The sequence below is a fragment of the Aeromicrobium sp. EU05-FHT14F07 genome (genome assembly GCF_058790455.1).
In genome coordinates, this window is record NZ_JBYTCR010000017.1 from 14,424 (window position 1) to 37,628 (window position 23,205).

Consider the following 23,205-nt stretch of genomic DNA (forward strand, 5'->3'; position numbering starts at 1 on the left):
GGTCACTCCCGACCGCACTCGTGAACGGACATCCCCTTGCGCAAGCTCACCCCGCTCCTGCTGGCCGCCGCCGTCGGCGTCGGCTCGACCCTCAGCCTGGTCGCCCCGGCCCAGGCCGCGACCGTCGTCTCGGTCAAGAAGATCGCCAACCCCGCCCCCGGCGAGATCGGCACCACCGTCACCATCAAGCCGTCGGTGTCCGTGTCGAAGAACGTCCGCGTCTCGTCGTCGCTGCTGAACGTCAGCCTCGACGGCAAGGCCGTCGTCCGCAACCAGAAGTCCGCCACGCTCAAGCGCACCGCACTCAGCGTGACCTACAACGTGTCCACCGTGGTCAAGTACCGCGTGCGCGACAGCAAGGGCAAGCTCGGCCCCACGCGCCAGAAGAGCCTGCGCCAGACGCTGACCGTCAAGCCCGTCTACAGCACCAAGTGCGCCACCCCGGCCGGCTTCGAGTCGGTCGTCCTCGGCGACGCGCCCGCCACGGGCGACACCATCGGCACCGTCGCGAAGAAGCTCGGCGAGCCCCAGGGCCTCTTCGGCGGCACGCTCAAGCAGCTGCGCGCCGACGCGGTGCGCGAGAACGACCAGGAGACGATCACCTCCGTCGACAGCCTCTACGAGCGCGGCTACGTCCCGGCGACCGAGTACTCGGTCTACGCCTTCCAGGGCTGCGAGGAGAACCAGGTCTACGGCGTGTTCTTCCTGACCACGAAGGGCACGGCCCGCGCGTTCGACAAGGCCGACCTCAGCAACACCGAGCAGCCGCCGACCGACAACCCGGAGCGCTCGCGCTTCAGCGTCCGGTCGTTCCGCTGACCGACCGGTCTCGAGACCCCCGCGCCCTCGGGTGCGGGGGTCTCGTGCGTCAGCGAGCGGGCCGGCGGTAGTCGTGGGCGAGCGGCCACGGACCGGCGCCACCGAGCCACGCGGCCGGCACGCTCCCGACGTGCTGCCAGCCACGCCGCGCGTAGAGCCGCCGGGCGGCGACGTTGTGGTCGAGCACGTCGAGGCGCAGGTCGCGGCCGTGCCGGTCTGCCCAGCCCTCGACGGTGTCGAGCAGCGCTGCGCCGGCTCCGCTGCGGCGTGCCGCGACAGCCACGAAGAACCGGGCGAGGAAGAGCCCGTCGCGCTCAGGCACGAGGCACACGTGGCCGACGACCTGTCCGTCGAGCACGGCCACCCACGCGTCCTGGACGCCGTCGGCGAGCCAGGACCAGGCGACCCGCGACGCCCGCACCGGATAGCCGTCGCGCTCGTGGGTCTCCGCGAGCAGCGCCACGAGGGCCGTGGCGTCGTCGTCCCGGCGCTCCCGGACCGTGACGCCGGCCTCCACGCCCACCTCAGCCGAGGAGGAGCTCGGCGATCTGGACCGTGTTGAGCGCCGCACCCTTGCGCAGGTTGTCGCCGCTGACGAAGAGCACGAGGCCCTTGCCCTCGGGGGCGGACTGGTCGGCGCGGATGCGTCCGACGAGGCTCGGGTCGGTGCCGGCGGCCTGGAGGGGCGTGGGCACGTCGACGAGCTGCACGCCGGGGGCAGCCGCGAGGATCTCGGTGGCGCGCTCGGGGGTGAGGTCGCGGTCGAACTCGGCGTGGATGCTGAGCGAGTGACCCGTGAAGACGGGCACGCGCACGCAGGTGCCGGCGACGCGCAGGTCGGGGACCTCGAGGATCTTGCGCGACTCGTTGCGCAGCTTCTGCTCCTCGTCGGTCTCGTTGCTGCCGTCGTCGACGACGCTGCCCGCCATGGGCAGCACGTTGAACGCGATGGGCGCGACGTAGACGTCGGGATCGGGGAAGGCCACGGCGCGGCCGTCGTACGCGAGCGCGTCGGCCTTGTCGACGACGGCCTGCGCCTGGCCGTGCAGCTCGCGGACGCCGGCGACGCCGGAGCCCGAGACGGCCTGGTAGGACGCGACGACGAGTCGGACGAGGCCGGCCTCGTCGTGCAGGGGCTTCAGCACCGGCATGGCGGCCATGGTCGTGCAGTTGGGGTTGGCGATGATGCCGCGTCCCCCCGGCCCGTCGCCGGCGGGGATGGCGTGCGGGTTCACCTCGCTCACGACGAGCGGGATGGCCGGGTCCTTGCGGAACGCGGAGCTGTTGTCGACGACGGTCACGCCGGCGTCGGCGAAGCGCTGCGCGTGCGCCCGCGAGGTGGTGGCACCGGCGGAGAACAACGCGATGTCGAGCCCGGTGGGGTCGGCGGTCGCCGCGTCCTCGACGGTGATCTCACGTCCCGCGAACGGCAGGACCGTGCCGGCGGAGCGCGCGGAGGCGAAGAAGCGGACCTCGTCGGCCGGGAAGCTGCGCTCCTCGAGAATCTGGCGCATCGCGACGCCCACCTGGCCGGTGGCCCCGACGATGCCGATACTGGCGGTGCGGCTCATCGTCCGGTCCCTCCGTACACGACCGCCTCGACCTCGTCGGTGCCGAGGTCGAAGGCCGAGTGGGCGGCGCGGACCGCGTTCTCGACCTGGCTCTCGGCCACCACGACGGAGATGCGGATCTCGGAGGTGGAGATCATCGCGATGTTGACGTTCGCGTCGGCCAGCGCCTGGAAGAACCGGGCGGTGATGCCGGGAGCGGAGCGCATGCCGGCACCGATGATGGACACCTTGCCGACGCTGTCGTCGTACTGGAGCCGCTCGAACCCGACCTGGTCCTTGAGCCGCGCCAGCGCGGTCATCGCCGTCTGGCCGTCGGCGCGCGGCAGGGTGAAGGAGATGTCGGTGAGCGCCGTGGCGGCGGCCGACACGTTCTGCACGATCATGTCGATGTTGATCTGCGCGTCGCCGAGCGCCTTGAGGATGGCGGCGGCGTAGCCGACCTGGTCGGGGACGCCGACGACGGTGATCTTCGCCTCGGAGCGGTCGTGGGCGACGCCGGAGATGATGGCTTGTTCCATGGTGGGATCCTTCGTGACGTCCTCGGCCTTGAGGACCCACGTGCCGGGCTTGTCGGAGAACGACGAGCGGACGTGGATGGGCATGTCGTTGCGGCGCGCGTACTCGACGCAGCGCAGGTGCAGGATCTTGGCTCCGTTCGCCGCCATCTCGAGCGTCTCCTCGTAGGAGATCTGCGGGATCTGGCGCGCGTCGGGGACGATCCGCGGGTCGGCGGTGAAGATGCCGTCGACGTCGGAGTAGATCTCGCAGACGTCGGCGTGCAGGGCGGCGGCGAGCGCGACGGCCGTCGTGTCGGAGCCACCGCGGCCGAGCGTCGTGATGTCCTTCGTCGTCTGGGAGACGCCCTGGAAGCCGGCGACGATCGCGATCGCACCCTCGGCGATCGCCTTCTCGATCCGCCCGGGCGTGACGTCGATGATCTTGGCCTTGCCGTGCTCGGCGTCGGTGATGACCCCGGCCTGGGAGCCGGTGAACGAGCGGGCCTCCTGGCCGAGGTTGCCGATGGCCATGGCGAGGACCGCCATGGAGATGCGCTCGCCGGCGGTCAGCAGCATGTCGAGCTCGCGGGCGGGAGGCAGCGGGGAGACCTCGTTGGCGAGGTCGATCAGCTCGTCGGTCGTGTCACCCATGGCCGAGACGACCACGACGACGTCGTGGCCCGCCTTCTTCGTGGCGACGATGCGCTGGGCGACCCTCTTGACGCTCGTGGCGTCGGCGACGGAGGAGCCACCGTACTTCTGGACGACAATGCCCACGACGGATGTCCTTGCGGTGCGGGGGTGTGCTGGGACCGTGCCAGGGCGACGCTGACCGGGCAACGTCCCCATCCTATAGGTCGGCCCGCGCGGCCCTCCACCGTCGTTCCTGTCCCGGGACGAGGAGATCGGCCGGACACACCGACGCGGCACGGACCCGGCACCGTCCCGAGAGACCGGTACCGGGCCCGCGCCGCGCGCGGTGTCCTCGATCAGGAGGTCGTGAGCGTCAGGCCGTAGGCGCTGAGGATCTCGTTGACCGGCTGGAAGTAGGTCGTGCCGCCCGAGGAGCAGTTGCCGGAGCCACCGGAGGTGACGCCCTGCGCCTGGTCGCCGGTGATGGCCGATCCGCCCGAGTCGCCCGGCTCCGCGCACACGCTGGTGCGGATGAGGCCGTAGACCGAGCCCTGCGCGTAGTTCACCGTGGAGTTGCGGGCCTGGATGGTGCCGCAGTGCCAACCGGTGGTCGAGCCGGAACGGCAGATCGACGAGCCGACCGCCGCGTCCTGCGAGCCGCGGACGGGGACGCTGCCGCCGCTGTAGTTGTTCACGGTGCCGTAGATCGTGGTCGACGTGCGGACGAAGGCGTAGTCGTTGCCCGGGAAGCTGGACCCGGCGAACGTGCCGCTCGGGTTCTGGGTCGCGGCGCCCTGCGAGCCGCAGTGGCCCGCCGTCACGAAGCCGCCGCTGACGGCGAAGCCGATCGAGCAGCGCGAGTTGGTGATGTAGTACGCGTCGCCACCCTGGTAGAGCGGCTTCGGCTGCTCGGCCGAGCGCTCGACCTCGATCGCGGACGTCGGGACGCCGGCCTTCTTGGCGAACGACGTGGCGGCGGCGGTGTCACCCGCGGGGATGACCACCTTGTTGGCGGCGGGGTCCACGTACCAGCCGGCGACGGTGCTCGGCGCGGAGGCCTGCTTCGCGTTGAGGTCCTTCATGTAGCCGTCGAGCTCGGAGGCCGAGCGCTCGACGGTGCGCACCTGGGCGCCCTGCGCCTTCACGGCACCGGCCTGGGAGGCGTCGGTGACGGCGACGACGAGCGTGCCGGCCTTCGCGTCGTACCAGGAACCGGCGTAGTCGGCGCCGAGGCTCTTCTCGAGCGCCTTGTCGGCCTTGGCGGCCTTCGCCTCGGAGGCGAGACGGTCGGTGGCCTGGGTCTTGGTCAGGCCGAGGTCGCGCTGCATGGCGCCGAGCATGCTGTCCTTCGGGGCAGCGGTGCCGTCGTCCTGCGACGGAGCGGCCATGGCCTGCGAGCCGAAGGCTGTGGCGAGCACGGCGGCAGCGGCCAGCGAGCCGAAGAGAGTTCGCTTGGGAGTGTTCACGGTTGGATCTCCTTTGTCGTGGCGGACCGGGGATCACCCGGGCCGCCGTTCCTGCGGAACGGACGGCTCACCGCCACGCCCCACGCTGTCGTCCGGAGGCGGTCCTGCCTCCGCAGCCCCCCCGAGGGGTTGTGCAGAAACCTACTGGCGGATCAGGCCTGGAGGGTCATACCGGAAGAGTCATACCGCGGGCGTGATGCCTGGGTCGTGCTGCTCGCCGAAGCCCGGATTCTGCTCCAACCACGCGGCGTAGACGGGGCTGCGCGACACCAGGTCGTTGTGCGCCATACGCACCGTCAGGAGCAGCTCGTCGGCGAACTCGGCGGCCACGGAGTCGGTCCGCCAGCCCACGAGGTGGCGCCAGCGCAGCGGGGCGTCGGCGACCGGCTTGGTGACGAGACCGGGCAGCACCCGCGTGGGCTGGCAGAGCGCCACGGCCGTGCCCGAGGAGACCAGCTCGATGCAGCTGGTCGCGTCGGCCACGTACAGGCTGCGCGGCGCGAAGCCCTCACGCGCGCAGGCCGCCGCGAAGCACTCCTGGAAGCAGCCGTCGCCCGGCGTGGCCGCCCACGCCTCGCCGGCCAGGGCACCGAGGGGCACCTCGGCGGCGGCGGCCGCACCGTGGTCCTCGGGCAGCATGACGAAGACCGGGTCGACGGAGAAGGTGCGCCAGGTGATCGCGCGGTCGTCGGGTGCGGCGTCCCCGCCGCAGATGCCGATCACGGCGTAGTCGAGGCGACCGTCGGCGAGCGCCCGACCGAGCTCGTCGGCCGACCAGGACGCCGTCGTCGAGACGCTCAGGTCGGGGTGGCGCTGCTCGAGGCGCTGGATCAGCGGCGCCAGGACCGCCGGTGACGACGAGCCGATGGAGAGGTGGTCCGGGGTGCTGGCGCCGCGGTCGGGGTCGGCCAGGCGGGTCGCGTCGTCGAGCAGACCGGTCATGGCCGGCAGCAGCATCCGGGCGCGGGCGATGACCAGCTCGCCGAGCGACGTGGGCCGCACGCCCCGGTGGTCACGGTCGAACAGCGGCCCGCCGAGGGCCCGCTCGATGCGGCTCAGCTGGGCGGTCAGCGCCGGTTGGGCGACGCCCAGCTCAGCAGCGGCCTTCGTGACGCTCCCGGCGTCAGCGATGGCACACACGACTCGAAGGTGCCGCAGCTCCAGCTCCACTCGTTGAGTCTACCGGCGTTTCGGCCACTGCACGTGTCGTCCGGTGCCCGTGCCGATCAGTGGCCGCGGGTGAGCGCCAGCAGCTGTCCGAGCGTCGCGTCCGCGAGGTAGGCCCGTCCGACCGCGATCCCCACCCGGGGCAGCGCGGCCTCGTCGGCGACGACGAGGAACAGCGGCTCGTACCGTGGCTGGAACTTGGCCTTGAAGGCCTGCAACGACTGGAACCCGTAGTACGGCTCGAGCACGTCGCCGGCGCGCGTGAGCACGTCATCGATGACGGAGCGGTCGACGACGCTGTCGCCCGCCCCCGCGTGCGCGAGCGGCGCGCCGGACAGGGAGACCACCTCGTAGCCCTGTTCCTTGAACTCCCGGCAGGCCGAGGCGATGAGCAGCTCCATCGTGTAGCGGAACCCGCCGGGGAGGCGACGCATCAGGTCGAGCGTCCAGCCGCGGACCTGCCCGTCCGGGCCCGGGATCGGCATCCAGCTCGTGACGCCGTGCACGGTCATGTCGGCGTCGACGGCGACGTTGATCCACACGTCCGGGTCCTCGGCCTCCTCCAGGCCGCCGAGGGTGAAGCCCATCTCCGGGAGCCCCTTGTCGCGCACCCACTCGTCGGAGATCGCCCGGAGCTGGGTGCGGATGCCGCGCGGCGCCTCGGCGAGCCGCATCATCCGGGTCTCGACGTCGTGCTTCCCGGCCTGGTTGAAGGCCGAGCGGACGTCCTGCCACTTCTTGCCGACGAACTCGAGCTCCGGCAGGTCGACGATCGCCTCCTCGGCGACCTGCACCGCGATCCAGCCCTCGTCCTGCGCCCAGCGCGCCACGGTGCTGCTGCAGCTGAACAGGCACGGGAGCGTGCCGGCGTCGCGCGCGGCACCGATGAACCGCTCGGCCACGTGCAACGGATCGGGTCCCACCGGGTCGCACAGGCCGATCGTGACCCCCATCGACTGCTGGTAGGCGACCACGGCGTCGTCGCTGAACCACCAGCGGTTCTCCGGCCAGGTCGTCATCCAGGCCAGCCGGTTCGACGACCCGTGCCGCCGCAGCAGCTCACGGGCCCGCTCGCGGTCGGCGTCGGTGGGCAGCGCACCGACCCGGTCGGCTCCGACCCGGCGCAGCCCGCGGCGGCCGGGGTTGCGGAAGGCGCTGCGGCCGAGCACGAGGGCCGCCAGCTGGGCGGTGTCGAAGAGGACGGAGATCCAGACGAGGCCGGAGTTCGAGGTGCCGCCGGAGACGATCACGGCAGCCGTGGCCGCACCGAGCAGCCAGCTGACGGAGGTCAGGACGAGGGCGAGCATCCACCACGTGCGGCGGCCGCGGACGAGGCCCCACGCGATGAGCAGGTCGACCGCGACCACCGCGAGGACCCACCACCACGACTCGGGGTCGCCGCCGATCGGGCCGAACGGTCCGTCGCGGTCGGCGACCTGGCCGATCACGGCGATGATCGCGCCCCAGAGGAACGAGCCGCCGGTGAGCATCCGCAGGTCGCGCCGCGTGAAGCCCGGCCGCAGCCACTCCGCCACCGTCCGCGACGGACGACGGCCGACGATCCACGGCCCCACCCAGAGGCCGAGCAGCACGGCCACGAGGTGCTCCACGTCGTACAGGTAGCCGAGGAAGGTCAGCGAGGTGAGCACGTAGCCGAGGACGGCGAGCCGGATCCGTCCGCGCCAGGGTCGGCGCAGGTCGGCCGAGACGACCATCGCGGCCGCGAGCGCTCCGGCGCTGAAGCCGACGTCGAGGTCCTGTGCGGTGCGCTGCGCCCAGCCCCAGTCGGTCCAGCTCGACAGCGCCACCATGAGGTACCCGCCGCCGATCACGCCGATGGCCTGGAAGACGACGACCACGACGGCCGTGCGCCGCGTGCCGAGCCGCCACTCGCACAGGCTGACCGGCAGCACGAAGAACGTGAGGATGGCGACGTACTGCAGCGGCTTGAGCGCGTAGAGCGAGCCGGTGACGACCGTCCACCACCGCCCGTCGAGCAGCGACGGGGGCCCGAACGCGACGTCGGGGTACCAGCTCTTGTCCTCCAGCGGCGACCACAACGTCCCCGTGGCGAGGCCGAGCAGCAGGATCAGCACGACGACGGAGGCCGTGAAGGGCACCCGCCGCACCACCGTCAGCACGTTCACGACCGACACGCTAGGGCACGGCGACGACGGCAGAAAGAACCGGGAGCGGTTCTCAGCAACACGTCAGTCGTCCGTCAGTGGTTCGTCAGGTTCTGGTTCCGCGGACCCCGCCGTGCACTAGCGTCGGGGGCTCCGCACCGACTGCCAGGAGACCGATGTCCGACCCGACGCCGTACCCGCGCTTCCCGTCCGAGGACGACGTCCCCCAGGGCTGGGGGCGCGCACCCGAGCCGGCGTCCGGCGCGCCGGCGGCCCCGGTGCCCGCGGCCGCGAGCGGCTCCCGCGGCACCCCCGAGCCGCTCGGCGTGCTCACCGGCCTCACCCTGGCCGCCGTCGCGCTCTACACGCTGCTCCAGCTGCCGCGGTTCTGGCTGGCGCGCGACGCCGTCGACCGGTGGCTCGACGCACGCGCAGCCGACCGGTCGCCCGAGGAGTTCTTCACGCCGTACGAGGTCGTCGACCTGGTCGGGCTCCTCGTGCTGCTCGGCGGCTTCGTCGTCACCTGCCTGTGGCTGTGGCGGGCGCGCGTGAACGTCGAGGTGCTCTCGCCGACGTCGCCGCACGCGCGCAGCCGGGGCTGGGTCTGGGGCGGGTGGCTCGTACCCGTCGTGAGCCTCTGGTTCCCCTTCCAGGTGGTGCGCGACGTGCTGCGCGTCCGGTCGCACCACCCGTCCTTCGCGTCCCGGGTCGGCTGGTGGTGGGGCGCGTTCATCGTCGCGAGCGTCGCGACCGGCGTGGAGTCCGCCCTCGTGCCGACCGACCTGGACTCCACCGGCGTCGGCGAGCTGCCGGCGTTCGCGGCCCTCTCCAGCGTGGCGTGGGTGGTCGCCGGGGTGCTCTGGATCCGCGTCGTGCGCGCCGTCGCGGCGGACCAGGCCGAGCTGCTCGCCGGTCGGGGCTGAGCCGGGGTCAGCCCGCGATGGCGGTGCGGCCCTCGAACGCGCGGCCGAGCGTCAGCTCGTCGGCGTACTCGAGGTCGCCGCCGACGGGCAGCCCGCTCGCCAGCTTGCTGACCCGCAGACCCAGCGTGCTGAGCATCCGGATGAGGTAGGTGGCCGTGGCCTCGCCCTCGAGGTTCGGGTCGGTGGCGATGATCACCTCGGTGACCGTGCCGTCCTGCAGACGTCCGAGCAGCTCGCGGATGCGCAGCTGGTCGGGGCCGACACCGGCGATCGGGCTGATCGCCCCGCCGAGCACGTGGTAGCGGCCGCGGAACTCACGGGTCCGCTCGATCGCGACGACGTCCTTGCTCTCCTCCACGACGCACAGCACGGTGGCGTCGCGGCGCGGGTCGGAGCAGATGCGGCACTCGACGTCGACCGTGACGTTGCCGCACACGGCGCAGAAGTGCACCTTGTCCTTGACCTCCACGAGGACCTGCGCCAGTCGACGCACGTCGACGGGGTCGGCGTCGAGCAGGTGGAAGGCGATCCGCTGGGCGCTCTTCGGACCGACCCCGGGCAGCTGCCCGAGCTCGTCGATGAGGTCCTGGATCACTCCGTCGTACACGAGAGACCACTCTACGGGTGTGGTTGCCACGAGGCCGCCCGCCGCGCTCGGACGGGCGACCCAGCGCCGGAAACGTACGCAGAACCTGCTGGACGACGAACTTCCGGCTCTGGGCTCACCAAACTGGCACATTCTCGTTACTCTCATTGCACCCACGAACCGACGTCCGCCTGCGGCGTCGCCGCAACCAGAGAGGTACCCGTCATGGCCAACGTGTCAGTCACTTTCCAGGAGATGCAGGACCAGGCGACCAAGCTGAACAACGCCCGGGTCGACATCGAGTCCCAGCTCACCAGCCTCAAGTCGCAGATCGACGGCCTCGTCTCCGGCGGCTTCGTCACCGACGCCGCGTCGGGCCAGTTCCAGCAGTCGTACACCGAGTTCGACACCGGCGCCAAGAAGGCGATCGAGGGCCTCGACGGCATGGCGACCTACCTCACGAAGGCTGCCGAGACGTTCGCGGACGTCGACACGCAGCTCGCCAGCGCCCTCAAGGGCTGACGACCGACTCCTCAGTCGCCCGGGTCTCGATGGGGGCCCGGGCGACTGAGCCCTGGACCCTCAGCAGGAGACACCCATGGGATCACCCGACCTGTCCTACGACAGCGTCGCGCTCGACACGCTCGGACAGCAGCTGAAGACGATCACCTCGAACCTCAAGAACGACGAGGACCTGAAGCGTGCCGGCGTCGACGAGGTCGCGCACTCCGACGTCGCCCACGCGATCGACGACTTCGTCGGCGACTGGGACGACAAGCGCAAGAACCTCGTCAACAAGGTCGAGGCGCTCTCGGAGATGGCGACCGAGTCGTTCGCCAAGTACAACGAGGCCGATCGCGGCCTCGCGGACAGTCTGACCAGCGAGGAGACTCCGGCATGACGCGTCGCAACCACCTCGAGTGGCACCTCGTGGGCGAGGGCAGCGATCCCGTCCCCGCCTCGGGGTGGGACGTCCGGCAGGTGGCCAAGCAGTTCGCCGACCGCGGCTCGGTCATGAAGGATGCCGCCTCGACGCTGCAGAAGTTCGCCGACACCGACGAGTGGACGGGCGAGGCCGCGAAGCAGTTCGCGGAGAAGGCCGCCGAGGCCCACAGCGACCTCGGTAAGGCCGCCGACAAGTACGTCGACGCCGGCACGGCTCTCTACACCTTCGCCGACGCGGTCGACGATGCCCGGACCGAGACCGCGGCCGCCGTGGCCGACGCCGTCGACGCCGACAACCGCCGCCGGTCGAACTCCTCCAGTCTGCTCGACGGCGTCGACGACCCCAGCGAGGACCTCCAGGACGCCGACGACCGCCGCCAGGACCGCCTCGACGGCGCCAACAGCGACCTCACCGCGGCCCGCACCCGCCTGCGCAACGCGATGGACGCCCTCGACACCGCCGCCGACACCTGCAAGCGCGCCATCAACGCCGCGTCCGGGCACTTCAAGGACAGCACGATGGACGACGTCAAGGGCGCCGTGTCCGCCGTCCTCAAGGTCCTGGTCGACGCGCTGAACATCATCGCTTTCGTCATCGCCGTCGTGGTCATCGTCCTACTGGTCATCGGTACCGGCGGAGCGATTCTCGCCGTTCTCATCCCGGCTCTGTTCTGGATCGGGGTCGCCGTCTTCGCTCTCACCGCCGTGCAGCTCGCCATGGGCGACGCCGACTGGCTGGACCTCGGCCTCGCCTTCTTCGGCATGATCGGCGGCAAGATCGCCACAGGGATGGCCAAGGCCGCGACGCGCGCAGTCTCCGCCGCTCGCATGAGCGTGGTCGTCCGCGCTGCGGACGACGCAATCCGCAACCTCCCCGTCGTCGTCCGGCTCGCCCAGCGGGTCCCGTTCGCACCCATCGCAAATTGGGGGGCACGTCGCGAGGGCGTGGCCGTGTACAACGCCGTGATGGACACGCTATCGGCGATGCGACCGGGGCAGCTGAACGCGGCCCTGAGCCGAACTCTCCAGGGGATCGAGCTCGACGGCGCCGTCGAGACGCTGAGGACGATCCACGCCATGCGCCAGCTCCCGCTGGCGGGCGACGAGATCCTGCACCTGACGCAGGCGACGCGGGCGACGATCGGGTCGCTGACGGGAAGCGGCATGCAGTTGACTGCCCAGGTCTCCGACTATCTCAAGCTGCCGGAGACCATCCGGGACTTCCCCGACACCGTCTCCGACGGACTCGGGGCGGTCGTCGACGCGATCGACGGGGCTCCCGGACGCAGCCTGCCAACGTCGGTCGTCGAGGTGGGCCGGTGATCGCCGACGGGACCGACGCCGCGATCAGCTTCCAAGGCTTCGCCCCGTGGCTGCCCCTTCCTCTCGACGGCGATGCCGACGGCTTCCTGGCACTCGTCGACGAGCTGTTCGCCGACGATCCGGTGCCGTCCGAGGTCAAGCGCGCGTCCGCCGAGGCACTCGCCGGCGTCGGAGCCCGGGTCGCCGCACAATCCGGGGACGACTACCTCGCCATCGCCGCGTGGGTACTGCTTTCCGATGAAGGGCGACGCCTCGACCCCCTGACCCTGCTGACGTTCGGTGCGACCCGGGTCGAGCCCGGTTCGACCGCCAACGACTTCCTCGAACGGATGTGCAGCGAGGTGGACCTCTACCAGCCTCCGGCGGTGGAGGACCTGCGCACGGCCTCCGGCGACGCAACGCTCGTGCGGCTCCGCCGGCACACCGCAGACGGTCCTCACCTTCTCCTGAGCGAGGTCGTGGCCGTTTTCTGGATGTCGGACACGATGGACGTCGCCTACGTGATGAGCACGACACCTATCGACGACCTGGTGCTCGCGGCGGAGGTCGCCGACGCGGTCGTCCCGCTCGCGCGCTCCGCCACGGGCCTGCGCTCCCCGGCGACACACTGACCCGCAGGCCGGGCCGGGACCGGTGGGTCCCGCCGTGCGAAGGACCAACCCCGTGCGAGGGTCGACCTGGACCGACGACGACGCAGGAAGGTGACGACGTGACCGGAGCATGGCTGTACCCCGGCCCCCGGGACGGGCTCCTCATCGAAGAGGCACGGGAGTGGCGCTACGAGTGCCGTGACGGAGCTCTCCTCGAGCACCGCCCCGGGAGGGGGTCGCAGGTCCTGGCGGCGGCCGGCGACGTCAGCCGCATCACCATCGTCCAGGGGGACCGGCTTCCCGCGTCCGCGCTCCTGTCCAAGCGCTTCGGCGTGACCGAGCACGACCAGGCCATCGTGGTGCACACCGACGCCGGCCCCGTCGCGGCCATCCTGGTGCGGCTCCTCGGACACCAGGGATTCAGGACCGGCGTCGAGGCGCGCGCCGCGGCGGGCGTCGCCCGCTTCGCACAGGGATTCGGACTCCCCCTCGAGCGCGACGAGGCCGCGGAGCCGTTCACCGCGCCCCTGGAGCAGCGGGGCCCGACGGCCGCCCGCGTGAGGCGCGACGGCCGCCTGCATCTGGCGGCGATCGTCCTGTGCTCCGCGCTGTGGGTGTCCTACGGTCTTCTCCTCGCCGGCGACGGGGCAATAGCGGAGCGGCACCCGGTCCCGCTCGTCCTGCAGGCGGCCCTGCTCCTCGTGATGACCGTCGACCTGGTGCGCCGCCGGCGCCGCTTCGCCTCCCTGGTGGAGGACCCACCCGACCCGGACGGCCGCACCGTCGTCGCCGGACCCGGGCCGTGGCAGGTGCAAGTAGGTATCGACGACGTGGTGGTGCACGGGGCCATGCACGAGCACTGGGTCCCCGGACCGGCGCGAGGGGGTGTGGACCATTGCCTCGCCCACGACGACGTGTTCGCGTTCGCGCGCGGCGACGACCCCGCGCTGGTCGTCCCCCGCGCAATGGTCGACGAGGAGGGAGTACGTCGAGCTTGCCGGTCCGCCGGCATCGACGTCGAGCGCCGGCGGGGCCCGGGCATCGATCCCGAGACGCAGCGTCGACTAGCGGCGGAGCTGTCCGGGGACGTGACCGGGCAGACGCTCGACGGGGGCGCCGTCGGCAACGGCTTCCTCTTCAGCCCCTTCTTCGTTTCCGCGAGTGCGCTGCTGCTCTTCGCAACCCTGCTCGACCCCGAGCGGCGCGGCGGGACGATCGCCCTGGCCCTCGGCGTCGTCGCCCTGGGGGTCTACGCCACGAACGTGTGGTTGTGGTGGACTCGACGCCGGTGGCTCCGATCGATCCGACCGCGAGGTCACCGATGACCGCCTACCAGCGCACCGTCTCCGGTCCCGACGCCTGGCGCCTCATCCTGCCGGCCGGGTGGATCACTCTCTCCACGGACCACGCCCGCCGCGAGGCGGACATCAAGCGGCTCCTCGACCGCCAGTTCCGCCGGACCGCCCGTGACGAGCTGATCCAGGTGCGCATCGAGGCCGACCGCAGACTGCGCACCCAGATATCCAGCGCCGCCGAGCATGGCGTCACCCAGATCCACGGACTCGCCGATCCGGTCCGGGGGTTGCCGGTCTCCGCCACCCTGCTCGTCGCCCAGTTGTTCACCGGGGACGGCAGCACGCTCGGACCCCAGCTCGCGACGCTCCTCGGCGCGTCAGAGGGCGTCACGGAGAACAGCGCCACCGAGCTCGCCGGCCGCACCGCCCTGCGCCGCGTCCGAAAGGTCGAGGAACCGGCCGATCCCGACACCCCTGGGTCGCCGCTGATCTGGCACACCCATGTCGACTACCTCGTCCAGGCCGACCTCGACCGCGTCCTCGTGCTCAGCTTCGTCACCTCCACCGACCCGCTCGCCGACCCCCTCGTCGCCCTGTTCGACACCATCGCCGGCACCCTCCACGTCGCCGACGAGGACGGCGCGGGGGCACTCGCCTGGGAACCCTCCACCCGCGTTCCGGATGCCGCCACCTCCGCCCCAGAGGACACCGTGGCCGACGGTGAACTCGCCGACAGCCTCACGAGCGAGGAGACCTCGGCATGACGCGTCGGAACCACCTCGAGTGGCACCTCCTCGGCGAGGGCAGCGACCCCGTGCCCGCGGACGGCTGGGACGTCCGCCAGGTCGCCAAGCAGTTCGCCGACCGCGGCAGCGTCATGAGCTCAGCCGCCACCACCCTCGAGAAGTTCGCCACCACCGACGACTGGACCGGCGACGCGGCCAAGAAATTCGCCGAGAAGGCCGCCGAGGCCCACAGCGACCTCGGTAAGGCCGCCGACAAGTACGTCGACGCCGGCACGGCTCTCTACACCTTCGCCGACGCGGTCGACGATGCCCGGACCGAGACCGCGGCCGCCGTGGCCGACGCCGTCGACGCCGACAACCGCCGCCGGTCGAACTCCTCCAGTCTGCTCGACGGCGTCGACGACCCCAGCGAGGACCTCCAGGACGCCGACGACCGCCGCCAGGACCGCCTCGACGGCGCCAACAGCGACCTCACCGCGGCCCGCACCCGCCTGCGCAACGCGATGGACGCCCTCGACGCCGCCGCCGACACCTGCAAGCGCGCCATCAACGCCGCGTCCGGGCACTTCAAGGACAGCACGATGGACGACGTCAAGGGCGCCGTGTCCGCCGTCCTCAAGGTCCTCGTCGATGCCTTGACCATCATCGCGATCATCATCGCGGTCGTGCTCATCGTGCTGGTCATCATCGGTTCTGGCGGCACCGCGCTCGCGGCGTTCCTGACTGCCGCCGCCTTCTGGGTGGGTCTGTCCATCCTCGCCCTGACGTCGGTTCAGTACTTCATGGGTGACGCGTCACTGGAAGATGTCGGCTGGGCAGCCCTCGGGGCCATCGGCGGTGGACTCACGAAGTTCGTCGGGGCCGGCGCGAAAGCGATCGTCGGAACGACCCGCCTTCAAGTCCTCACCCGCGTCGCGGACCAGGCCCGGCGGTCACTTCCGTTCTACGTCAAGTTCGCACAGAGGATCCCGATCGGCTTCGTCTCGCGCTGGGCGCAGGGGCGCGAGCTGGCCGCCGTGACCGCCGCTGTCACGCGTGCCGCCTCCGTGATCGACGACGCCGCTGTCAGGAGTCCCCTGATCACTCGGGCGCTGGGTGTCGTCGGTCTCGACGACGTCGTGAACAACTTCCTCCGTATCCGCGCGATGTCGACGCTGGGTCTCGAGGCGGCCGAGACGACCGCCTTGACCACCGCCACGCTGCGAAACGTGGCCGGACTGGGCGCTGCGGGCATGAGCGGCGTCGCGCAGGCACACGACTTCAGTGAGATCCTCGACGCCGTGACATCGTTCCCAGACACCTTGCACGACAGCGACATCGCGATCCTGGACGCCGCCGACGGAGTCCCCGAACGCGACATGCCTCTGCCAGATCCGACGCGCGTGACACCCGTGGGCCGATGACGGGCACGGAGACGGATTCCTTCGAGCCCGCGCTGGAGGTCGACGGGTTCCGGGCATGGTTGCCCTTGCCCACAGAACCCTCGCTGACCGAGTTCCTGGGCACCGTCCTTGAGCTCGTCGATCTCGATCCGCGGCCACGGGACGTGATCGAGGCGATCGGGACCGAGCTCCACGACCTGGGCGTGGACCTCGTCTCGCGCAGCGACGACGAGACGTTGTACCTGGCGTCGTGGGTGCTGCTGCCGACGAATGGTCGTGTGCTTGACGTGCGCGGACTTGTCACGCTGTGCTGTGTGCGCATCACCCCCGACACGACTCCGACCGACTTCGTCGAACACCTGGCGAGCGAGGTCAACCTGTATCAACCTCCGGTGATGGAGACCATCGACACGCGCTCAGGCCCGGCCACCTTGGTGCGGCTGCGCCAGTTCGTCGAGCACGAGAACCAGCCCGGGGGCGACCTCGCGCTGAGCGAGGTCGTGCTGATCTTCTGGTTGGATGCCGAGCTGGGCGTCGCGTACGAGCTGACCTCTCTGCCCATGCCCGACCTCGTCAGCGCGGCCGATCTCGCGGACCACCTGGTGCCGCTTGCCGCATCGGTGCGTGGCCTGTGAGCGGGCGCTGGCTCTATGCAGGGCCCCGCGCCGGCTTGCTGATCCCCGAGGCACGCCAGTGGCGGTACCACGCCGAGGCGGGTGTGATCACCGAGCACCGACCGAACCGCGAGCCCCGACGCGTGGCTGCGGCAGGGGAGATCGTGCGAGCTTGCATCGCGCCAGGTCAGATGATGCCTCGGAACACACTGCTTGCTCCGAGCATCGGTCCGACCGAGCTCGACCAGCTACTCGTCATACGGTCCGAGAGCTCCGTGCTTCTGGCCGTGCCCCTGGTGCTGCTGGCTCCTGGGTCTGAGACCACCGGCGAACAGCAGCGCGCGGCGTCCGGCGTCAAGGCGTTCGTCGCCGAGCTCGGGCTGCCGCTCGAGCGAGCCGACCAGAACGACGCCGCTGCCCTCGTCGGGGCGGCATTCGAGACCGGTCCCCTGAAGACGGGGCTCACACGCAGGGGCTGGTTGCACGCCCTCGGGGCGCTGGGGATCGCGCTGAGCATCATCGTGGCGGTGGTGCTCGGCTCCCGCGACGGGGCGTTCTCGTACGAGCACCCTGTTCCTTTGGGCATCGGCACCGCTCTGGTCGTTGCCCTCACGTTCGATCTGTTGCGCCAGCGTCGGCGCTTCTCCTCGACGTTGCGACCTCCGGAACCGGAAGATCGCGTCGCTCTCACCGGGGGCACTCCCGGCGCTGGCGGCGGGCGTCCTTCTCACCTCCAGATCGGCGCCGACGACATCCTGCTCAGCGCGGGCGTCGCGGAGCAATGGGTCGCCGGGCCTCGCCGGGGTGGGGCAACCCGCTGCATCGTCTCGCCCGACGGTCTGTCCTTCGAGCGCGACGGCAACGTCGTCCTTCAGGCGGGCGGCTCGCAGTGGGACGTCGACGCCGCGCAACGGGCATGTCGGGCCGCGGGGCTCGAGGTGAGGATGGACCGTGAGCCTCGAGCATTGAAGCAGGCGCCGCCGGCAATCCTGACATTTTTCGGACAAGGGCCCGTTCTAGGCAACGGAGGGCAGCTGACGCCCCTCGTGTGTGGCATCGGCGGGGCGACGATCGGCGTCTTCAGCGGCCTCGACCCAGACCGGTCCTACGGCTGGTACGGGGCTCTCCTCGCCACGCTTTGCTTCGCGAGCAGCGCGGCAGTTGTCCTCGCCGCGTGGCAGCGTCGACGTAGCCTCGGATCCACGGGGGTGATCGGCTGATGGAACGCGTCGTCAGTGCACCCGGAGCGTGGCGAATCGTGCTGCCGGCCGGGTGGATCACCCTCTCCACGGACCATGCCCGCCGCGAGGCGGACATCAAGCGGCTCCTCGACCGCCAGTTCCGGCGCACCGCGCGGGACGAGCTGATCCAGGTGCGCATCGAGGCCGATCGTCGGCTGCGCGCCGACGTCTCCCGCGCCGCCGAGAACGGTGTCACGCAGATTCACGGTCTCGCCGATCCGGTCCGGGGGTTGCCGGTCTCCGCCACCCTGCTCGTGGCCCAGCTGTTCACCGGGGACGGCAGCACGCTCGGGCCTCAGCTCGCCACCCTGCTCGGTGCGGCCGAGGGCGTCACGGAGAACAGCGCCACCGAGCTTGCCGGGCGCACCGCACTGCGCCGCGTCCGAAAGGTCGAGGAACCGGCCGATCCCGACACCCCTGGGTCGCCGCTGATCTGGCACACCCATGTCGACTACCTCGTCCAGGCCGACCTCGACCGCGTCCTCGTGCTCAGCTTCGTCACCTCCACCGACCCGCTCGCCGACCCCCTCGTCGCCCTGTTCGACAGCATCGCCGAGACCCTCCACGTCGCCGACGAGGACGGCGCGGGCGCGCTGGCCTGGGAGGCCGAGCCGTTGCACCCCCGCCCGGACCCCGCTTCCTGACTGCGCTCATGACCAGCTGCTGGCTCCACCCCGGCGCCCGGAGCGGGGTCCTTGCCGAGGAGGCGAGTGGCTGGTGGCCATCGAGCCGGGTCCCTCACTCAGGAGATGGGCCCGCGGAGGCCACGACGCCAGCGTCCTGGCGTGGGGTCGACGACCCGACGCGTCCGGCAGCCCGGCCAGCGCGAAGGCCTCGTCCGCGACGATCCCGGTCCTGCCGGGAGCCGCGGCGTTGCTCCTGCGCCGGTGGACCGCACGGCAGATGACGAGCCTCGAGAGCCCCGTCGCGCGATCGCGGCCGAGGTCCCGCTGAGCTGTCGTCAGGACGTCAGCGTGGCCACCTGGCGCAGCGAGCCGTCACCGACGTGCAGCAGGCCGCGACCGACGACGACCGGCTGGCCGAGCAGGTTGCGCGGCACCCGCGCGCCCACGAGGTCGCCGTCGCCGAGGCCCTGCGGCGACAGCAGCAGGCCCTGGCGCGCCTTCTTGATCTCCGGCTGCCAGCCGCTGAGACCGGCACCCACGCCCTCGGCGTGACCGCCCAGCACCACGAGGGTGCCCGGGACCTGGCCGCGGATGGAGCGCAGGAAGAAGTCCCCGGCCGCACAGTCGCGCAGACCCTCGCCGTCGTCGATCACGACCAGCACCGGACGACCCGCCTGCTCCACCCACGCGTCGAACTCCGACGCCGGGGTCGTCGCGTCGGTCACGACCGCGAGCACGCCGTCGCCCGCGAGGTCGCGCAGCGGGCTGGGCCGCGGCGCGACCGCGATCACCGCACCACCACTGGCCACGAACGTGCGCGCCATGCCCTCGAGCACCGAGCTGCGGCCCGACCGGCCGGGGCCGGCCACGACGAAGCCCGTGGATTCGCCCACGTGCAGCGCGAAGGCCGTCAGCTCGTCGCCGCCGACGCCGACCACCGCGTGCGGTCCGGCCACGCCCTCGGGCACGAGCTCCAGCGCCTGCTCCGCAGTGATGCGGGCCGGCAGCGGGTCGACCCGGAACGGCCGCACCGTCGAGGCGTCGACCAGCTCCTTGGCACGGTCGCCGAGCACCTGCAGCTCACGCGCCTGCGCCTGCGCCGACGGGTCGGCCGCCAGCTGGAAGATCTGCGTCTCGTAGCCCTGCGGCGTGAAGCCCCGGCCAGGAGCCACGGAGTCGGGCATGTCGCGCGGCTTGAGACCGAGGAGACCGTAGTCGTCACGGTCGGCCAGGCGCAGCGCCAGCTTGTTCTCGACCATCGACGACACTCGCGAGTTGTACGCCAGCGTCCGGTCGCCCGTGGCCACCAGGTGCACGCCGGCACCCGCACCCTCGCGCAGGATCCGGGTGACCACGTTGTGGTTCGCCTCCACCTCGCCGATGGTGGCCGTGTAGCCCTCCCACCGGTCCAGCAGGACCAGCACGTGCGGCAGCGGGTCGACCCCCGAGGCCCGCTGCTCGGAGATGTCGCCGAACCCGCCGGCCGCCATGATCTGCTGACGACGGTCGAGCTCCTCGCCGATGCGCGCCAGCAGACGAGCTGCCCGCGCCCCCTCGGTGCGGCTCACCACGGCACCGGTGTGCGGCAGCGCGGTGAGCGCGTTGAGCGCGCCGTTGCCGCAGTCGAGCCCGTACAGGTGCAGATCGGTCGGGTGCGTCAGGCGGGCCGCCGACGCCGCGATGGTGCGCAGCAGCTGCGAGCGACCGCTGCCCGAGGAACCCACCACGAGCAGGTGGTCGTCGCGCACCAGGTCGAGCGTGGCCACGACCTGCTCCTGCCGGTGCGGCAGGTCCTGGCGGCCGTACGGCAGCGCCGGGACGCTACCGCGCCGCGCCTCGTCGGTGACGTCCTCGGACCACAGCAGGGACTCCGGAAGCGACGGCAACCAGGGGCTGCGCTGCGCAGGCACCTCCTCCAGGCGCGCCGCCTCCACGACGGCGGTCACCAGCTCGGACAGGTCCGTCCCCTCGACCTCGACCTCCTTGCGCCGCGGCGGGCGCGGCGGCGGGTAGCCGAGGTTGCGCCACCCCACCGGCGCGAGGAACGGCGGGGGCACGTCGGTCGCGACGGCACCGGGGCGACGTCCACCGACGCGGCCGGACTGGAACAGCTTCATCGTGCCCGCGCCGAGGCGGGCGTAGGCGCGACCGGGCGTCGACTTCGCGATCCGCGACGCGTCGGGCACGTCGAGGACGTCCGAGCTGTCAGCGGCGTCGGCCACGCGCAGCGCGATGCGCATGTTGGTGTTGGCGCGGATCTCGGGCGACACGACACCGGACGGTCGCTGCGTCGCCAGCAGCAGATGGATGCCGAGGCTACGTCCGAGCTGGGCGATCGCGACCAGGCCGGTGACGAAGTCGGGCAGGTCCTTGCTCAGCTGGGCGAACTCGTCGATGACGATCAGCAGGCGCGGCAGCGGGGGACGGTGCGGCTCCTTGGCCTGCAGGTCCTGGTAGTCCTCGATGTCCTTCGTGCCGGCCTCGGCGAGGAAGTGCTCGCGGTACTTCAGCTCCGCCTTGAGCGACTGCAGGGCACGGACCACGAGGTGCGGGTCGAGGTCGTTGACCTTGCCGACGGTGTGCGGCAGCTTCACGCAGTCCTTGAACGCGCTGTCGCCCTTGTAGTCGACGAGCACGAAGTTGATCTGGTCGGGCCGGTTCGCGACCGCGAGCGAGGCGATCATGGTCTGGAGGAGCTCCGTCTTGCCCGACCCGGTCATGCCGGCGACGAGTCCGTGCGGGCCGTCGGACCTCAGATCGAGCGCGAACGGCCCGTCAGCGCCGAGACCGAGGGTCATCGACGTGCTGCGCGGGGAGATGATCCAGCCCGAGCGGACGGCGTCCGGGGTGGGCGGGTCGATACCGAGGACGTCGAGCAGACGCGCGGAGTCGGGCACCTGGCCGCCCTCCTCGCCCTCGCCGACGTCGCGCAGGCTGGCCAACGCCCGTGCCGCGCGGTCGACGACCGCCAGGCTCACGCCCTCGGCCTGCAGGTCGGGCACCGACGGTCGTCCGCTGCTGCGCAGCGCCGCGCGCGTCCGGTCGACGGGGTCGACCTGGAGCGTGGCGCTCGCGCGCTCCGGCAGCGACCGCTGGTGGTCGTCGACGCACAGCGCGTACACGCCCACCGCGGGTCCGTCCTCCAGCACCGCTGCGAGCCCCGGCAGGGCCCGCAGCGCGCGGTAGCCGTGCAGCACGACCACGTGCGCCGGGAAGCTGGCAGCACCGGCCCGGTGGTCCTTCGCGAGTGCCTTGCGCTCCTTGATCGTGGCCGTCAGCCACGCCACCTGCGCCTTGTGCGTCTCGGCGTCGTTGCCGACCATCGCGATGCACGCGTCGAGGTCGCCCGCCGACAGGTGCGGCAGCCACGCGAGCCACGACCACTCCTCGCCGCCGCGTGACGTCAGGAACGAGATCGTCAGGTCGCGGGGGGCGTGGTAGGCCGCCAGCTGCAGCATCGACCAGCGCAGCACGTCGTCCACGACCTCGTCCGGGCCGGCCAGGCCCACGACGCCGGACTCCGCGAGCGAGAAGCCGACCGGCACGGCGTGCAGCTTCAGCTCCTCCTCGGGCGCCTCGCCGGTCACCTGGATGGTGGTCGGCTGGTCGGCGGTGCCCAGACGCAGCGCCAGGAAGTCGTCGTCCTGACGCCGGCGCTCCCACAGGCGCGCGCCGGGCAGGGTGGCCGTCACGAAGGTCTCCGCGGCGTCGGGCAGCGCCGAGCGCAGCCGCTGCTGCTCCGCCTCGGTGTGCTCGAGCAGCTTCGCCTGCGCCGCTGCGAGCTTCTCGTGGTACTCGGCGAGCTCCTCGGCCCACGTCTTGCCCTGGCCGCGACGCTCCGAGAAGTAGTTCGCCGCCATCATCATCGGGGACATCAGCAGGAACATCAGGTACATCGGGTTCCGCAGCACCGCGAACATCATCAGGCCGAGGACCACGGGCGCGATCATGGCGATCACCGGGAAGCTGCGCTTGTGCTGCTTGCCCGGCGGGCGCGGCACCTCCACCGACGGCGTCAGGTGGTACGGCTGGATGCGCGGCGGACGCAGGAAGGTCCGCCAGCCCGGGTCCGCGTTCTCCACGACCGTCTCGTCACGGCGCGCCTCGCGCACCACCACGGCCGAGTCGCCGAGCTCCAGCAGCGCACCCAGCGGCCAGGCGGCCTCCTGCTCGGCCTCGAGCCGCTCCCCCTCGAGGAACGTGCCGTTCGTGGAGCCGAGGTCGGTGACCGTCAGGGACTCGCTGGTCACGGTCACGCGGCAGTGCCGCCGCGACATCGACTGGTCGCCCCACGAGAGCGCGCCCACGCGACCGACCTCGTGCGTGCCCACCGGGAGCACGAACACGGTGCCGGCGCGCAGGCCCGACACGACGTGCAGCTGAAGACCCTCGGTCTGCGTCGCGTCGTCGACAGGGACCCCGAAGCCGATGCGCGCCCCGTGGTGGAGCCCCTCGAGCCCGGCCGTCGCCACCGCGACGTCGCCCTCGTGCGCGTCGCCGGCCTCCAGGCTCCAGGCGGCCGTGGTGCCGATCTCCCGCCCGAGCGCCTGCTCCAGGTCACGCGCCGACGTCGCGTCGTCGCAGTCGACGAGCACGTCCCGGTCGCCGCTCGACGACGAGGTGGTGACGATGATCCGCATCCGGGGGCCTCCTGG

The 23,205-nt window shown here is 71.6% G+C and carries 20 protein-coding genes; 12 read left to right on the forward strand and 8 right to left on the reverse strand.

Annotated elements, in window-relative coordinates; all coding sequences use genetic code 11:
- Nucleotides 1-36 precede the first annotated feature (36 nt).
- Nucleotides 37-819 carry a hypothetical protein gene (locus AC3WRM_RS14405; RefSeq protein WP_492249275.1) on the forward strand — a complete coding sequence of 261 codons (783 nt, stop codon included), beginning with the start codon at nucleotides 37-39 and terminating at the stop codon, nucleotides 817-819.
- Nucleotides 820-868: 49 nt separating this feature from the next.
- On the opposite strand, the gene AC3WRM_RS14410 is transcribed toward AC3WRM_RS14405, so the two are convergent.
- From AC3WRM_RS14410 to AC3WRM_RS14435, 6 genes are all read right to left on the reverse strand, one after another.
- The gene (locus AC3WRM_RS14410; protein WP_492249274.1) at nucleotides 869-1,336 is read right to left on the reverse strand and encodes a GNAT family N-acetyltransferase; all 468 of its coding nucleotides are present in this window, start codon (nucleotides 1,334-1,336) and stop codon (nucleotides 869-871) included.
- 7 nt (nucleotides 1,337-1,343) lie between these two features.
- On the reverse strand, nucleotides 1,344-2,390 hold the full coding sequence (locus AC3WRM_RS14415) for an aspartate-semialdehyde dehydrogenase (protein WP_492249273.1): 1,047 nt from the start codon (nucleotides 2,388-2,390) through the stop codon (nucleotides 1,344-1,346).
- Nucleotides 2,387-3,664, reverse strand: coding sequence for an aspartate kinase (locus tag AC3WRM_RS14420; RefSeq protein WP_067853748.1), 1,278 nt, complete (start codon nucleotides 3,662-3,664; stop codon nucleotides 2,387-2,389). Before AC3WRM_RS14420 ends, AC3WRM_RS14415 begins: the two co-directional genes overlap by 4 nt.
- Before the next feature lie 212 nt (nucleotides 3,665-3,876).
- Complete coding sequence (locus tag AC3WRM_RS14425; protein ID WP_492249272.1) at nucleotides 3,877-4,986, reverse strand: S1 family peptidase; 1,110 nt, start codon at nucleotides 4,984-4,986, stop codon at nucleotides 3,877-3,879.
- A gap of 180 nt (nucleotides 4,987-5,166) precedes the next feature.
- Nucleotides 5,167-6,156, reverse strand: a complete 990-nt coding sequence (locus AC3WRM_RS14430) for a LysR family transcriptional regulator (protein ID WP_492249271.1) — start codon at nucleotides 6,154-6,156, stop codon at nucleotides 5,167-5,169.
- A 56-nt stretch (nucleotides 6,157-6,212) separates the two neighbouring features.
- Entirely contained in the window at nucleotides 6,213-8,300 is a 2,088-nt protein-coding gene (locus AC3WRM_RS14435) for a bifunctional lysylphosphatidylglycerol flippase/synthetase MprF (RefSeq protein ID WP_492249270.1), read from the reverse strand.
- A 155-nt stretch (nucleotides 8,301-8,455) separates the two neighbouring features.
- Here AC3WRM_RS14435 and AC3WRM_RS14440 point away from each other — a divergent pair, with 155 nt between their 5' ends.
- A complete protein-coding gene (locus AC3WRM_RS14440) occupies nucleotides 8,456-9,202 on the forward strand; it encodes a DUF4328 domain-containing protein (RefSeq protein ID WP_492249269.1) in 747 nt (248 codons plus the stop codon).
- A gap of 7 nt (nucleotides 9,203-9,209) precedes the next feature.
- On the opposite strand, the gene recR is transcribed toward AC3WRM_RS14440, so the two are convergent.
- A complete protein-coding gene (gene recR, locus AC3WRM_RS14445) occupies nucleotides 9,210-9,809 on the reverse strand; it encodes a recombination mediator RecR (protein WP_492249268.1) in 600 nt (199 codons plus the stop codon).
- Between the two features lie 204 nt (nucleotides 9,810-10,013).
- On the opposite strand from recR, the gene AC3WRM_RS14450 reads away from it, so the two are divergent.
- The 10 genes from AC3WRM_RS14450 (at nucleotide 10,014) to AC3WRM_RS14495 (ending at nucleotide 18,568) form a co-directional block, all read left to right on the forward strand.
- The gene (locus tag AC3WRM_RS14450) at nucleotides 10,014-10,310 is read left to right on the forward strand and encodes a WXG100 family type VII secretion target (RefSeq protein WP_492249267.1); all 297 of its coding nucleotides are present in this window, start codon (nucleotides 10,014-10,016) and stop codon (nucleotides 10,308-10,310) included.
- Nucleotides 10,311-10,386: 76 nt separating this feature from the next.
- Nucleotides 10,387-10,689 carry a hypothetical protein gene (locus AC3WRM_RS14455; RefSeq protein WP_492249266.1) on the forward strand — a complete coding sequence of 101 codons (303 nt, stop codon included), beginning with the start codon at nucleotides 10,387-10,389 and terminating at the stop codon, nucleotides 10,687-10,689.
- On the forward strand, nucleotides 10,686-12,056 hold the full coding sequence (locus AC3WRM_RS14460; protein ID WP_492249265.1) for a WXG100 family type VII secretion target: 1,371 nt from the start codon (nucleotides 10,686-10,688) through the stop codon (nucleotides 12,054-12,056). The genes AC3WRM_RS14455 and AC3WRM_RS14460 overlap by 4 nt, the downstream gene beginning before the upstream one ends.
- Nucleotides 12,053-12,667, forward strand: coding sequence for a hypothetical protein (locus AC3WRM_RS14465; protein ID WP_492249264.1), 615 nt, complete (start codon nucleotides 12,053-12,055; stop codon nucleotides 12,665-12,667). Before AC3WRM_RS14460 ends, AC3WRM_RS14465 begins: the two co-directional genes overlap by 4 nt.
- Before the next feature lie 98 nt (nucleotides 12,668-12,765).
- Nucleotides 12,766-13,971 (forward strand): hypothetical protein, encoded by a 1,206-nt coding sequence (locus tag AC3WRM_RS14470; RefSeq protein WP_492249263.1) that lies wholly within the window; start codon nucleotides 12,766-12,768, stop codon nucleotides 13,969-13,971.
- Entirely contained in the window at nucleotides 13,968-14,705 is a 738-nt protein-coding gene (locus AC3WRM_RS14475; RefSeq protein WP_492249262.1) for a hypothetical protein, read from the forward strand. The genes AC3WRM_RS14470 and AC3WRM_RS14475 overlap by 4 nt, the downstream gene beginning before the upstream one ends.
- Nucleotides 14,702-16,090: a putative T7SS-secreted protein gene (locus tag AC3WRM_RS14480; RefSeq protein WP_492249261.1), complete on the forward strand. Its 1,389-nt coding sequence runs from the start codon at nucleotides 14,702-14,704 to the stop codon at nucleotides 16,088-16,090. The genes AC3WRM_RS14475 and AC3WRM_RS14480 overlap by 4 nt, the downstream gene beginning before the upstream one ends.
- The gene (locus AC3WRM_RS14485; RefSeq protein WP_492249260.1) at nucleotides 16,087-16,704 is read left to right on the forward strand and encodes a hypothetical protein; all 618 of its coding nucleotides are present in this window, start codon (nucleotides 16,087-16,089) and stop codon (nucleotides 16,702-16,704) included. Before AC3WRM_RS14480 ends, AC3WRM_RS14485 begins: the two co-directional genes overlap by 4 nt.
- 254 nt (nucleotides 16,705-16,958) lie before the next feature.
- Complete coding sequence (locus tag AC3WRM_RS14490; RefSeq protein ID WP_492249259.1) at nucleotides 16,959-17,903, forward strand: hypothetical protein; 945 nt, start codon at nucleotides 16,959-16,961, stop codon at nucleotides 17,901-17,903.
- Nucleotides 17,903-18,568 (forward strand): hypothetical protein, encoded by a 666-nt coding sequence (locus AC3WRM_RS14495; RefSeq protein WP_492249258.1) that lies wholly within the window; start codon nucleotides 17,903-17,905, stop codon nucleotides 18,566-18,568. The genes AC3WRM_RS14490 and AC3WRM_RS14495 overlap by 1 nt, the downstream gene beginning before the upstream one ends.
- Nucleotides 18,569-18,885: 317 nt before the next feature.
- Here AC3WRM_RS14495 and AC3WRM_RS14500 read toward each other — a convergent pair whose 3' ends face one another.
- On the reverse strand, nucleotides 18,886-23,190 hold the full coding sequence (locus AC3WRM_RS14500) for a type VII secretion EssC family protein (protein ID WP_492249257.1): 4,305 nt from the start codon (nucleotides 23,188-23,190) through the stop codon (nucleotides 18,886-18,888).
- Nucleotides 23,191-23,205 lie beyond the last annotated feature (15 nt).

What these genes read in the sequence shown, in the direction of transcription:
- AC3WRM_RS14415 (WP_492249273.1), bottom strand. Translation starts at nt 2,390, where the DNA reads ATGAGCCGCACCGCCAGTATCGGCATCGTCGGGGCCACCGGCCAGGTG.
- AC3WRM_RS14440 (WP_492249269.1), top strand. Translation starts at nt 8,456, where the DNA reads ATGTCCGACCCGACGCCGTACCCGCGCTTCCCGTCCGAGGACGACGTC.
- AC3WRM_RS14450 (WP_492249267.1), top strand. Translation starts at nt 10,014, where the DNA reads ATGGCCAACGTGTCAGTCACTTTCCAGGAGATGCAGGACCAGGCGACC.
- AC3WRM_RS14455 (WP_492249266.1), top strand. Translation starts at nt 10,387, where the DNA reads ATGGGATCACCCGACCTGTCCTACGACAGCGTCGCGCTCGACACGCTC.
- AC3WRM_RS14460 (WP_492249265.1), top strand. Translation starts at nt 10,686, where the DNA reads ATGACGCGTCGCAACCACCTCGAGTGGCACCTCGTGGGCGAGGGCAGC.
- AC3WRM_RS14475 (WP_492249262.1), top strand. Translation starts at nt 13,968, where the DNA reads ATGACCGCCTACCAGCGCACCGTCTCCGGTCCCGACGCCTGGCGCCTC.
- AC3WRM_RS14480 (WP_492249261.1), top strand. Translation starts at nt 14,702, where the DNA reads ATGACGCGTCGGAACCACCTCGAGTGGCACCTCCTCGGCGAGGGCAGC.
- AC3WRM_RS14485 (WP_492249260.1), top strand. Translation starts at nt 16,087, where the DNA reads ATGACGGGCACGGAGACGGATTCCTTCGAGCCCGCGCTGGAGGTCGAC.
- AC3WRM_RS14495 (WP_492249258.1), top strand. Translation starts at nt 17,903, where the DNA reads ATGGAACGCGTCGTCAGTGCACCCGGAGCGTGGCGAATCGTGCTGCCG.
- AC3WRM_RS14500 (WP_492249257.1), bottom strand. Translation starts at nt 23,190, where the DNA reads ATGCGGATCATCGTCACCACCTCGTCGTCGAGCGGCGACCGGGACGTG.